This is a genomic window from Flavobacterium sp. 1355, assembly GCF_017833415.1.
Lineage (GTDB): Bacteria > Bacteroidota > Bacteroidia > Flavobacteriales > Flavobacteriaceae > Flavobacterium.
The window spans coordinates 1-13,979 of the sequence record NZ_JAFICC010000020.1; the positions used below are offsets into that span (position 1 = coordinate 1).

General features: G+C 36.2%; 9 protein-coding genes. 8 read left to right on the plus strand and 1 reads right to left on the minus strand.

What is annotated here, in order from left to right; translation table 11 throughout:
• The 8 genes from JOD96_RS20755 to JOD96_RS20790 form a co-directional block, all read left to right on the plus strand.
• Positions 1 to 1,254: PIG-L family deacetylase (locus tag JOD96_RS20755; protein WP_209566149.1), on the plus strand; the 1,254-nt coding region annotated here is incomplete at its 5' end.
• A gap of 362 nt (positions 1,255 to 1,616) precedes the next feature.
• Complete coding sequence (glmM, locus tag JOD96_RS20760; protein WP_209566150.1) at positions 1,617 to 2,999, plus strand: phosphoglucosamine mutase; 1,383 nt, start codon at positions 1,617 to 1,619, stop codon at positions 2,997 to 2,999.
• A gap of 638 nt (positions 3,000 to 3,637) precedes the next feature.
• Positions 3,638 to 6,919: a SusC/RagA family TonB-linked outer membrane protein gene (locus tag JOD96_RS20765; protein WP_209566151.1), complete on the plus strand. Its 3,282-nt coding sequence runs from the start codon at positions 3,638 to 3,640 to the stop codon at positions 6,917 to 6,919.
• A gap of 10 nt (positions 6,920 to 6,929) precedes the next feature.
• Entirely contained in the window at positions 6,930 to 8,402 is a 1,473-nt protein-coding gene (locus JOD96_RS20770; protein WP_209566152.1) for a RagB/SusD family nutrient uptake outer membrane protein, read from the plus strand.
• A 57-nt stretch (positions 8,403 to 8,459) separates the two neighbouring features.
• Complete coding sequence (locus JOD96_RS20775) at positions 8,460 to 9,821, plus strand: DUF4832 domain-containing protein (RefSeq protein WP_209566153.1); 1,362 nt, start codon at positions 8,460 to 8,462, stop codon at positions 9,819 to 9,821.
• A 33-nt stretch (positions 9,822 to 9,854) separates the two neighbouring features.
• A complete protein-coding gene (locus JOD96_RS20780) occupies positions 9,855 to 10,718 on the plus strand; it encodes a PKD domain-containing protein (RefSeq protein ID WP_209566154.1) in 864 nt (287 codons plus the stop codon).
• A 166-nt stretch (positions 10,719 to 10,884) separates the two neighbouring features.
• Positions 10,885 to 11,982 carry an acyltransferase family protein gene (locus JOD96_RS20785; protein WP_209566155.1) on the plus strand — a complete coding sequence of 366 codons (1,098 nt, stop codon included), beginning with the start codon at positions 10,885 to 10,887 and terminating at the stop codon, positions 11,980 to 11,982.
• A gap of 52 nt (positions 11,983 to 12,034) precedes the next feature.
• Complete coding sequence (locus JOD96_RS20790; RefSeq protein ID WP_209566156.1) at positions 12,035 to 13,411, plus strand: Gfo/Idh/MocA family protein; 1,377 nt, start codon at positions 12,035 to 12,037, stop codon at positions 13,409 to 13,411.
• A 102-nt stretch (positions 13,412 to 13,513) separates the two neighbouring features.
• Here JOD96_RS20790 and JOD96_RS20795 read toward each other — a convergent pair whose 3' ends face one another.
• Entirely contained in the window at positions 13,514 to 13,897 is a 384-nt protein-coding gene (locus JOD96_RS20795; RefSeq protein ID WP_209566157.1) for a winged helix-turn-helix transcriptional regulator, read from the minus strand.
• Positions 13,898 to 13,979: the final 82 nt, after the last annotated feature.

The window sequence follows — 13,979 nt, forward strand, 5'->3', positions numbered from 1 at the left end:
AAAGCCAATATTGTAAAAAAATCGGTAGAAGATGAAGTAACCAATCAGATTCCTGCATCTTTTTTGCAGGAGCATGACAATGCAGTTTTTGTTTTGGATAAGGAAGCCTCTTCAAAACTAACCAGAATCAACAAGCCGTGGCTGGTAGAAAAAGTAATCTGGACAGACAAACTAACCCGCAAAGCAGTTTTAGGATTGGCATTACAGCTTAAAAAACCAATTTTAATGCTTACCGATGCCGATTATATCGAAAACGGAATGAGTGATTTATTGGCAGATTCAGGTCCCGCTTATGATATCAATATTAAAATATTCAACAAACTTCAAAATACCATTACAGGCTGGCCGGGCGGAAAACCAAACGCAGACGATTCCAACCGTCCCGAAAGAGCAGAGCCTGCAAGAAAGCGAGTATTGATTTTCAGCCCGCATCCTGATGATGACATTATCAGTATGGGAGGAACCTTCATGCGTTTGCAGGAGCAGGGGCATGAGGTGCACGTAGCGTACCAAACCTCAGGAAATATCGCTGTTGCAGATGATGAAGCACTGCGTTTTGCAAGTTTTGTGATTGATTACAATGAAAAATTTGGAATCAAAAGCCCTGAGGCCGATGCAATTTACGAAAAAGCAGTTGCCTTTTTGAAAAATAAAAAGAACAGCGAAATTGATATTCCCGAAGTGCGTTACATCAAAGGACTAATCAGAAAAGGCGAAGCGAGGGCCACAAGTCATTTTGTTGGATTGACCGATGATCAGATTCATTTTATGGAACTTCCTTTTTACGAAACCGGAACCATTGAGAAAAAACCAATCGGACAGGAAGATATTCAGCTGACGATGGACTTAATCGAAAAAATCAAACCACACCAAATCTATGCTGCAGGAGATTTGGCAGATCCGCACGGCACCCATAAAGTCTGTCTGGATGCGATTTTTGAAGCTGTAAAAGCCTTAAAACCAAAACCATTTATGGAGGATTGCTGGTTGTGGCTATATAGAGGCGCATGGCAGGAATGGGGAATTGACGAAGTTGAGATGGCCGTACCGATGAGCCCTGATCAGGTTTTGGCAAAACGCCACGGAATTTTCAAACACCAGTCACAAAAAGACGGAGTTGTTTTCCAGGGAACAGACGCCAGGGAGTTCTGGCAGAGAGCTGAAGACCGAAACGCAGAAACAGCAGCTTTGTACCAACAATTAGGTTTGGCCACTTATGCAGCGATGGAAGCTTTTGTGAGATGGCATTATTAAGATTCTATCCCGAGGCTTCGGGACTGAGGAGCTAAGATTCTAAGTTTTTCTTTGCCACGAATTGCACTGAATTTTATTAGTGGAAATTAGCGTAATTCGTGGCAAAAATCATACAGATTAGAAAATCATTTTTAATCCTTTAATCTGTGGCAAAAAACAATCAAAATGACTTTAATAAAATCAATTTCAGGAATTAAGGTTCTAAGCTGCTAAGACTAAGTAAAAAAAGCTAGCACAGATTAGAATGATTGCAGTGAGTGTTTGACACGAATTGCACTAATTTCCACTAATAGATTTGTGATAATTCGTGGAATTCGTGGCGAAAAAAAATAATTTAATCTGTGGCAAAAAAATAAATCAAGATGACTTTAATAAAATCAATTTCAGGAATAAGAGGCACAATTGGGGGAGTTGTAAATGAAAATTTAACTCCTGTAAATGCCGTAAAATTTGCCGCAGCTTATGGAATGTGGCTGAAAGGAGAAAATCCGAATAAATCATTACGTGTAATTTTAGGAAGAGACGCCAGAATTTCGGGAGAAATGATAAGTAATCTCGTGGCTAATACGCTTACGGGTTTAGGAATTAATGTCATAGATATTGGTTTGTCGACTACACCAACAGTTGAAGTTGCTGTAACATTGGATCATACTGATGGCGGAATTATAATCACGGCAAGTCACAATCCGAAAGAATGGAATGCTTTAAAATTATTGAATAATAGAGGTGAATTCTTAAATGGTATTGAAGGAGAAAAAATCCTGAGAATAGCCAAAGAGGAATCTTTTGTGTTTTCTGAAGTAGATCATTTGGGAAAATATGAAAAAAAAGAAGGTTATATAGACAGACATATCGAAGAAGTTTTAAAACTGAATTTAGTTGATGTTGAGGCCATTAAAAAAGCAAATTTTAAAGTGGTCGTTGATGCGGTTAATTCAACAGGAGGAATTGCGATTCCGCGTTTACTGGAAAAACTGAACGTTGAGTGTATCAAATTATATTGTGAATCCAATGGTCATTTTCCGCACAATCCAGAACCTTTAAAAGAATATCTCACAGACATTTCGGCGCTGGTAGTAAAAGAAAAAGCCGATTTTGGAATCGTAGTAGATCCCGATGTTGACCGACTGGCACTAATTTGTGAAGACGGCTCTATGTTTGGGGAAGAATACACGCTGGTAGCCTGTGCCGATTATGTCCTGGGGAAAACAAAAGGGAATACCGTTTCTAATTTATCATCTTCAAGAGCATTAAGAGATATTACTCTAAAACATGGCGGTATATATGAAGCCAGTGCAGTTGGCGAAGTAAATGTTGTAGAATTAATGAAAATGACAAATGCCATTATTGGAGGAGAAGGCAATGGAGGAATTATTTATCCTGCGGCGCATTACGGTAGAGATTCTCTTGTAGGAGTTGCGTTGTTTTTATCGCACTTTGCACACGCAAATATTTCTTGTAAAAAGCTAAGAGAAAGTTATCCGGATTATTACATGAGTAAAAGTAAAATTGAATTGACACCGCAAATTGATGTCGATAAAATTTTAGAAAAAATAGCGCATAAATTCGGTAATGAAAAACCAAATTGTATAGATGGAATCAAAATTGATTTTGAATCAGAATGGGTGCATTTAAGAAAGTCAAATACCGAATCCATTATAAGAATTTATACAGAAAGTATTTCCCAAAAAAAAGCAGATGAATTGGCAGAAAAATTCATTGGTGTGATCAAGGCTTTTTTATAATTACCAGCATCAATAAAATCAGCTTTTCAAAAATGAATTTTGTTTTAAAAGAAGATTAAATACCTGATTTATATATTCAAATGCCAATTTTTATTGCATTTTATAATTAAATCAATATCAAATAAAAAGCCTTATTTTTTAAAATATAATTAAAAATTTCTGATAATTATTTAGATTCTTACATAGTCAAATTTTAAAAAAGGTAAGAATTTAATAATACTTTTTCTAAAAAATGTGTTCGAAAACACTTTTTTTATGTGCACGAACACATTTTTTTAATTTTACCATTGTTTATTAAAAAATATTATTTAGTTTAGCCAAAAGTAAGTCCAAAAAGAGCTTTTTTCAAACCCTCTTTTTAGTTGAAAATGAGGAAGAAAAGACAAGTTTAAAATCAAAAATTACTGATTCGGAAAAATAATAAAGCTGTTAAAAATTAGGTGGGACATAAACCCAAAATACAGAATGCCAATTAAAAAAATAACCAACAAAAAACAGGACAAAAAACAAAACCAAAAAATTATGAAACCAAAAGAAACATAGCTTGACCATGTGCTTTGTGTTTATTAAAATTCCTAACCATTTTTTATTCACACAAAGCTGCTTTTTACATTAACCATTAAACTAACCAGAATAATATGAAAAAAAGTAATAAGTTACTATACAGTGACTATCAGGAATTAAAATTTAATTTAAAGACAATAATTACAGTTTTAGTTCTAATAGTATCTGTTGTAAAAGTAAATGCAGCCAGTTCCACAAGCAGCAGCACATCAGAAATTATAAATAATAAATCAGAAGCCGATATTGTCATTAAAGGTGTTGTTCTGGATGAATTGGGACAGCCTATGATTGGTGTAACAATTGTTCCAAAAGGATCATCCAGAGGAGCAACAACTGATTTTGACGGAACATTTACAATTGTAGTTCCAACCAATACAACAGCTTTAGTGTTTTCTTATGTCGGATATGATAACAAAGAAGTTTTAATTGCGAATCAAACCAATATGAAGGTTTCTATGGTTCCTGCATCAAAAACACTGAATGAAGTAGTTATTGTGGGGTACGGAACCCAGAAAAAGAAAAATGTATTGGGAGCAATGTCCTCAGTAAAAGGGGAGTCTTTAACTTTATCATCTGCTCCATCCGTTTTAACGGCACTTCAGGGTAAGGTTGCGGGTTTGCAAATTGCTCAAAACAGTGCACAGCCGGGAGGCGGATTTAACATTCAGATTCGTGGTGCGGGTTCTATTAATGCCAGTAACCAGCCGTTGGTAGTTGTTGACGGATTTCCGATTACGAATCTGGAACAGCCCGGTTCAGGAAATCGTTATGACGGAGGAACACAGGGAATTTTAAACTCTTTTAATCCAAACGATATTGAATCGATTGAAGTTTTAAAAGACGCAAGTTCTACAGCAATTTATGGAGCAAGAGCTGCAAATGGAGTTATTTTAATTACTACTAAAAAAGGAAAAGAAGGAGTTGTAAGGGTTGATTATGCAGGTTCTTATTCATACCAGAAATACAATGACAGTTATGATGTTCTGGATTTGAAAGAATGGATGCAATTAAGAAACGATGCCTCAAAAGAAAATTGGGAGTTTATCAATAAAGTATATCCATATTCTTTAAAAACGTTAGAAGAAGCTAATGCTGCTCCGGTTAACGGGATTCCTTACAAGAGATTATATTCTGATGAGCAGATAAAAAATGCAGGCAAAGGAACCGATTGGTTATCATTGGTAACCCGAGACGGAATAGTGCAGCAAAATAACCTTTCATTGCGTGGAGGAACTAATTCTACAAAATACTTTATGTCCGGAAATTTATTCAGCCAGGATGGTGTAATTAAAAATTCAGGACTAAAAAGAACCACGTTTCATTTTAGCATTGATCAAAAATTAACTGACTTTTTGACCTTTGGAATGAACATGACCAAAAGTAGAATCAAAAATCAGAACTCACAATTAGGAGGACAATTTAATCCTGTTACTGGCGAAGAAGTCTCTCAATTTGAGAACTCAGGAATTATAAGATCAGCCATACAGCAAGGCCCAAATATTTTAGCGATTGATGAGTTTGGTAATTATCCAATAAATCCGGATAATGCCTTAGAACCAAATCCGTATTCCTTATTGACTATTTCTGATGAAGGAATTGTAGACCGATCACTTACCAACTTTTATGCAGAGATAAAGCCAATAGAAGGTTTAACAGCCAGATTTCAGGCAGGTTTTGATCAGGGAAATTCAAGCAGAAATACCTATTTGCCAAGAACGACACTTTATGGCGCATTAGAAAATGGTAAAGCATCTATAAATACAGAAAGAAAAAATGATGATTTATTTGACTTTACTTTAAACTACACCAAAAAGTTAATGGAAGATAATACTTTCGGTTTAATGGTAGGTTATTCTCAACAAACTTACAGAACAGAAAGGGCAGGTCTGGGTAATAGTAATTTTGTAACAGATTCTTTTTTATGGAATAATATGAATGCCGGGGCAGGAACTAAAGTCACGTCTTCATCAAAAACAGAAAATAATTTCATTTCTTATTTTACAAGATTTAATTATTCATACAAAGACAAATACTTACTGACTTCTACTATACGTCGTGATGGTGCGAGTGTGTTTGCCAAAAATAACAAATATGGATTATTTCCTTCTATTGCAGTAGGATGGGACGTGTCTCAGGAATCCTTTATGAATTCTGTCAGAGATTATGTTTCTCAATTTAAGTTTAGATTTGGATATGGACAGACTGGTAATGCTGAAATTGGAGGAAGCGCATTTGGAGCTTTTTACGCACAGCCAGCCTATCTAAATGCCGATGAATCGATTTTGATTGGAGTTTTTCCTTCCAGACTTGAAAATCCTGATTTGAAATGGGAAACTACTACTGAGAAAAACTTAGGTCTTGATTTTGAAATATTAAACAGAAGAATTTCCGGTTCATTTGAGATTTACGACAGAGTTGTTTCTGACTTATTAATGTTAAAGCCAATTAATAGTTATCACGAAATAAATACAGTTTGGGCCAATGTGGGAAGTACCCAAAGTAAAGGTTTAGAACTAACCCTTAGTACAGTAAATATTGATCGTCCTGATTTTAAATGGAGAAGTACTTTTACGTATTCACAATTTAAAACAAATTGGAAAGAAAGATCGCCAGACTGGAAACCTAGGGTTTATGAGAGTTATGATGATCCGGTTCGTGCCAACTATTATCAAATTGCAGACGGAGTGATGCAAATCGGAGAAGTTGTTCCGGCACAGCCAGATCTTTATCCCGGACAAATTAAAATTAAAGATGTTAATGGTTTTGTAAGAGATGCACAGGGAAATCCTGTAACAGATGAAAAGGGAACATTTTTAAGAACAGGGGCAGCCGATGGAAAAATTGACGATGCCGATTATGTTTTAAAAGGATCATCAGACCCTGATTTTGTAGCAGGTTTGAGTAATACCATTATCTGGAAAAACTTTCAACTGAATTTTCAGTTTAACGGAATGTTTGGAAGAGAAATTATAGACAGAACTGATTTTGCTTATGGTGTAACCGCTGTAGGTGTGGCGCAAAACGGAAGAAATGCAACAACTGCTATTTATAACAGATGGACACCGGATAATCCAACAAATACACGTCCGGGATCACACTTTGGATACACACAATACGGATCTGGTGATTTCTTTATGCAGGAAGCTTCATTTGTGCGTTTGCAAAGTGCATCGCTGACCTATAATTTTCCTAAAAAATGGTTTGGAAAATATATTCAGGGAGCTGCTATCAGACTAGATGGACAAAACCTTTTTACCATTACAAAATATGATGGTATAGATCCCGAAACAGATGGTTATGCAGCAGCGTACCCAAACGTAAAGACATACACAGTAGGAGTTGATCTTAAGTTCTAATAAAAAAGATATGAAAAATTTAAAAAATTATACAATAGTTTTACTATTACTGGTTTTCTCTGGTTGTAGTGATGATTTAGAATCTATCAATTATGATGAGATTAACCCAAGTATTTTTCCCAGTTCAGAGGCAGATATTCAGGCGATAGTAGCTTCGGCATATTATCCTTTAAGAGGTTCTTACGGAAACGGAATTCATTCTACTTCAGAAAACGGGCTGATGTTTTTACTCGATGCCACAACCGAAATTCTGCAAGGACCTTACGGAGTGCAGCAGGAAGCATCATTGCACAGTTATAAAGCTACATCTACTTCGTTTACACGCTTCTACGATGTGTTTTACAACAAGATAAGCGGAATGACTTTGAGCATTGACAGAATTGAAAAATCAAACGTAAATGAATTGATAAAAAAACAAGCCATTGCCGAAATTAAATGCGCAAGAGGACTTTTGGCATACGAACTTTTTGATATGTACGGACCTATTGTTGTTGCTCCTTTGGATGTTCTTCAAAATCCGCTTAAAGAAGAACCTTTAGCAAGACTTTCAAATGCAAATATGGTAAGTTTTATCGAAAATGACCTTAAAGCTGCGGCCGCAGATTTAAAATCTCCAGCAGAAACTCAGTACGGAAGATTCAGTAGCGGGATGGCGAGAATGGTATTGATCAGATTGTATCTGCACGAAAAAAGATGGGCAGAGGTTGAGGAACAAGCCAACGCAATTATAGGCATGAATTATTATGGTCTAGAAGAAAATTATGTTGGTTTATGGGATGTAAAAGCACCTGTGAGCAGTAAAGAAGTAATTTGGGCTGTTCCGGCAGATTATGCAGGAACAAGCGAAAACCAATGGCAGCTAATGGTATTACCGGCTAATTTTCCGGGACGTGGAGGATATGGAACCATTCAGAGTTCATGGACTTTCTACGATTCTTTTGAAGCCACCGATATTCGTAAAACAGCACTTATTGCTGAGTTTGAAGGAACTGATGGCGTTACGTACAATAGAGCAAATCCTGCTAATTATATGCAGTTAGGACCAATTCCGTTAAAAATTCATCCGGATGCAGCCAGAACCACAGCCTTGACAACAGTAGATATTATTGTGTACCGTTATGCAGACGTATTATTGTCTAAAGCAGAAGCCTTGGTAAACAAAACCGGAACACCAACTCAGGAAGCAATAGATTTGGTAAATATCGTAAGAAAAAGAGCGAAAATTAGCGAAATTGAATTAGCAGATTATAGCACACTGGCAAGTTTTAATGACATGATTCTTCTGGAAAGATCACATGAATACTGGTGCGAAAACGGACAATACCGTTCGGATTTAATCAGACACGGAAAATTTACAGAACATGCTCTAGCACTAAATGGTTCTGCCAGTCAAAGTGCGCCTTACAAAGCTTTGTTTCCTTTCTCATTAGAAAGAATAAGCGAAGGAAAAGGGAAGTTTATCCAGAACGATAAGTATAATTAATTTTCTTTTTAAGAAGATTTAAAAAACAATTAATCAGATCATTTAATTATAAAAAATATGAAACATTTATTAATAGTATTTTGTCTTTTTTTGAATCTTGCCTCAAGTTGCCAAAGCGATAATGGCGGTGAAAATAAAGAAGAAGCAAGCGGACAGGAAAAAGTAACTTATACCGTTTCTAACGAAGTCTTTACCAATCCTGAACGTGGTTTTATGCATACCTGGCAGGTAAATTCTGAAGGAACTGCAATAACTGCTGCCTCTTTGGCGAATTTGAAAAAAGAAAATGTAAGCCTTATTTTGCGTTTGTATTATTTGGAGAAATTCAAAACCACAGCTTTAAGCCAGGCGCAATTAGATCTTATAAAAACTGATTTTACACGATTGAGAGAATCAGGTTTAAAATGTGTTTTGCGTTTTGCTTATACCGATGCCCAGGATGGTACCGATGCTTCTGTTGCTGTTATTTCAGGACATTTAGATCAGTTAAAACCAATTTTGGAAGAAAACAAAGATGTTATTGCTTTTGTTCAGGCCGGTTTTGTAAGTGCTTGGGGAGAATGGTATTATACTACAAACCAACTAACTACGCCAGCGAATAAGAAATTAATACTGGATAAACTTTTGGAGGCTTTTCCAAAAGAAATCAAAATTCAGGTAAGAACGCCAAAAATCAAACAAGATTTCGTCGCCACTACAACCGCAATAGATGCAACGGTTGGTTACGGAAATACCAACACGGCGCGTTTAGGTTTTCATAACGATTGTTTTATGGCAAGTGTTGACGATTATGGCACTTACGTAAACGTAACAGCAGAAAAAACATATGTAAGTAATGAAGCCCTTTTTGTCCCAACAGGAGGAGAAACTTGTCCGCCAACCAATGTTCCTGTGGCCAGCTGCAGTATCGCAGAGAAAGAAATGACGCTACTAAAATGGACGTATTTAAATCTTGATTATTACGGTCCGGTTTTGCAGGAATGGAGAAACAACAATTGCTTTACAGATTTTGAAAGAAAGTTAGGTTACAGATTGGCTTTGGCTTCATCAAGCATTAATAAAGAAGTTGGCCTAAACGGAACTTTAGAATTCAACGCAGTAATTAACAACTCCGGTTTTGCTCCGGTTTACAATCCAAAAAACACCTATTTGATTTTGAGATCTGCAAACGGAACAGTTTATAAGAAAAAATTAAACTTTGATGTTAGAAAAGTGGTTCCAAGAGTCGCTTTTGATATAAAAGAATCAGTGAGTTTATCAGAGATTCCGGCAGGTTCTTATGAATTGCTTTTGAAAATTGAAGATGCTTCTTCAAAATTAAGTGACCGACCAGATTATTCCATTCGCCTTGCCAATACAGGATTATGGGAAACCCCAACAGGATTCAACAAATTATCACAAACGGTTATCATTAAATAGTTATAAAACATTTAAACCAAAACCATGAAAAAAATGAAACTAACCAAATATATAACAATGCTGGTGGCGTTGTTATTGCTAGCAGCTTGTTCCAGCGATAATGCATCTTCGGATTCAGCCACAAAACCCGTAGCCGATTTTTCTTTTACCAATGACGGAAGCACATTTACGTTTACCAATCTTTCTACAAACGGTACAAAGTACAGATGGGATTTTGGCGATCTTTATTATGTGTCAACCGAAAAAGATCCTGTGTATACCTATAAAATAGGAGGAGAAATAAGAGTTTCGCTAACTGTTACAAATGACGCTGGCGAAGAATCCTTTATTACAAAAGTAATAACAGCACCAAAAATTATCATTATCGATATTAAAATCGACGGAAAATTTACAGATTGGGATGATGTTGCCGTAACAGACGAAAATACATCAGGAAACGGTTCCATCCAAAAGATTAAAATTTGGGCTGGCGGACCAAACGTGAACGTGTATCTGGAAGGAAACAAAAAAATGTTACTGGAATTGGTAGACATGTTTATCAACACGGATGGAAATACACAAACCGGATTTTTACATGCAAACTGGGCAGAAGGCTCAGGAGCAGAGTTTTTGTTTGAAGGGCCGGTTGTATCAAATGGCTGGGGTGCTTTTTATAATCATACGGATCCTAGCGGAGGCTGGGGCTGGAGTCCTATTGCAGGTTCAGGAGTTAATTTAAAAGCATCTGCGCTTGTAAGTCTTAACGATACAACAAATGCTTTAGAATTTAGTATTCCAAAATCACAATTAGGAAATCTAACTGGTTTTATTGGTATTGGAATTACCGAAATGACATCAGGATGGTCTGCTGTTGCAAACTTCCCTGAAGCACCAAAATTTTCAACCTTACAATTGTAGTTTGTCATCGATAGCCTGTCAAAATTGCCATTAGAGGAATAGTTTTTTGAAGAGGTCATTTTTTTAATCTAATGGCATGAGCTATCGAGTTATCATAGTTAAGTAATCCTCGGTATTTTGATGATATTGAGGATTACTTTATAAAATTAAAAAGAACAAAAGAACAATGAATAAAAGCATAACCCATAACCGCCTGATGTCTGTAGATGTGCTAAGAGGATTTGATTTGTTAATGATAATCGTTGCAGACCGCTTTTTCTACAATCTAAATACGGCCGCTAAAACCAATTTTACAAAGACTTTGGCAGATCAGTTTGAGCATCCGGAGTGGATTGGTTTTCATTTGTATGATGTCATTATGCCTCTGTTTTTGTTTGTTGTTGGTGTTGTAATTCCGTTTTCATTAGGAAAAAGAAATGCAGAAACAGGATCAAATTTTAATGTATACAAACACATTCTAAGACGATTTGTAATTCTGTTTATTCTGGGATGGATCGTTCAGGGAAATTTACTGTTTCTCGATCTTTCAAAATTTCAAATATTCAGTAACACACTTCAGGCAATTGCTGTAGGTTATTTGTTTTCTTGTGCTGCTTATCTTAATTTATCCCAAAAAGGGAGATATATATTCTTCATAACATGTCTTATTTTATACGCCGTTTTATTGTCAGTACCGAATTTCTTCGGACATAGTTTTGAGTTATTACCCAATAAAAATCTCCCTATTTATATTGACCAGCAGGTCTTTGGACGTTTTTACGATCAAACACAATATTCATGGCTCCTAACCGGATTAGGATTTACGGCCACAACAATGTCGGGATTATTTGCAGGAGAGCTATTGCTTTCTTCCTTATCACGACAAAAAATTGCTAATTATTTATTTTTAATCGGAATAACGGCAATCGCTATTTCATTGATTATAGGTTTATGGCACCCTATTATTAAAAAAATATGGACGAGTTCATTTGTCATATTCTCATCAGGAATAAGTTTCGTTTTACTGGCTTTATTTTATTGGCTTGTCGATGTAAAAGGGTATACCAAATGGGCGTATCCGTTTCGGGTTATCGGCCTTAATGCCATCGCGGCTTATGTGGGTTCACATGTTTTAAATTTCTCTTTGATTGCCAAACAGGTTTTCTTTGGTTTTGAACAATTTATGGGAGCGTATTACGACGCATTTTGCGATTTGGCAGGATTTGGAATCCTTTATTTTATACTTTGGTACATGCATAAAAATAAAACCTATATAAAAGTATAGGCAAATAATTACAACTAACCCACCTCAATAAATTATCCTAAATTTAAAAAAAATGAAAAGTTCAAGTTTAAAATTTTTACTGATAGCTTTTTTGCTATTGCGAATTTGTGTTGCATCGGCACAAATGATAAAAACAAAAGCGCCAAAAAGAGATAAAGGCCAAACCGATGTTTTGCGTTTGGCTACACCTGCTATTCCCGTTGTTCGTGTAGGGGTTATTGGTTTGGGAATGCGAGGTACCGGTGCTGTAGAACGCATAACACATATTCCCGGAGTAGAAATTGTGGCGCTTTGCGACATGGTCGAAGACAGAACAAAAGCAGCAAACGATACTTTAGTAAAACACGGAAAACCAAAAGCAGAAACTTTTTTTGGAGAAGATGCCTGGAAAAAAGTGACAGCACTTAAAAACGTAGATCTCATTTATATCGTAACCGACTGGAAACACCACGCCAGTATTGCCGTACAAGCCATGAAAGATGGTAAACACGTTGCCGTTGAAGTACCGGGAGCATTAACCATGCAGGAAATTTGGGATATTATTGATACTTCTGAAAAGACCCGAAAACATTGTATGATGCTCGAAAATTGCGTATATGACTTCTTTGAACTGACCACATTAAACATGGCACAGCAAGGATTATTTGGAGAAATTCTTCATGCCGAAGGTTCTTACATTCACGGACTTCAGCCCTATTGGAATAATTACTGGAACAATTGGCGTATGGATTATAACCGCAAACACAGAGGTGATATATATCCTACACATGGAATGGGGCCAGCTTGTTTAGCCTTAAATATTCACAGAGGAGACAAAATGAATTTCTTAGTTTCGATGGATACAAAAGCTGTTGGAAATCCTGCCTTTATTAAAGAAAAAACAGGCGAAGTGGTAACCGATTTTAGAAATGGTGACCATACCATGACCATGATTCGTACCGAAAAAGGAAAAACAATACAGATTCAGCATGACGTTACGAGTCCGAGACCGTATAGCAGAATGTACCAGTTATCCGGAACCAAAGGATTTGCAAATAAATATCCGGTAGAAGGATATGCAATAGATGCAAAAGAAGCAGGAGCAGAGATTGCTAAAAATTATCAAAACCTGAATGCTGAAGAATTTGTATCTGAAGACGTAAAAAAGATATTGATGGAAAAATATAAAAATCCAATCGTAAAAGATATCGAAGAAATGGCCAAAAAAGTTGGAGGTCACGGCGGAATGGATTTTATCATGGATTACCGTATGTTTTATTGCATTCAAAAAGGACTTCCTTTAGACATGGATGTTTACGATTTGGCCGAATGGTCTTGTTTGAGTCCGTTGACAGAAGTTTCTCTGGACAATAATTCTGCTCCCGTAGAAATTCCTGATTTCACACGTGGGAGCTGGCAAAAATTGAGCACGGTTGAGTTTTCAAAATAAGAGAACGCTATTAATTGTTAGTTATATTTTGTGTTAGACTTAAAGCTTCTGTTTCTTAGCAGAAGCTTTAACTGTTTTTATATTTAATGGTTTTATATTCTTTTACTTAAATTCTTCAATAGCGGCTGATTCAGAAAATTTTTTAATAATTAACGACTTCAGTCGCTCTTGATTCTGATCTCCCCATTGCCCTAAAGCGCTTATAACCGGAATTAGGCTCTCACCAAATTCCGTGAGACTGTATTCTACTTTTGGCGGAACTACGGGATATATTTTCCTGACAACGAGTTCATGTTCTTCCAGTTCGTTCAACTGCATATTCAAGACCCTGCGGGATGCATCGGGTATTTTACGCTGTAATTCACTTGGTCTCTTATGCCCTTCATTAATAAACCAAAGGAGGCGTATCTTCCATTTACCGTATAGTACTTCACCTATCAGGTCAAGTCCGCAGTTTAAGTTCGGTATTGTTTTTCTTTCATACATATTGTAAAAGTAACAGTATGTTACGATTTGTGCAATAGGGGAAAAATTTATCCCTATCTGAATCGTAATTCCGTACTTGTGA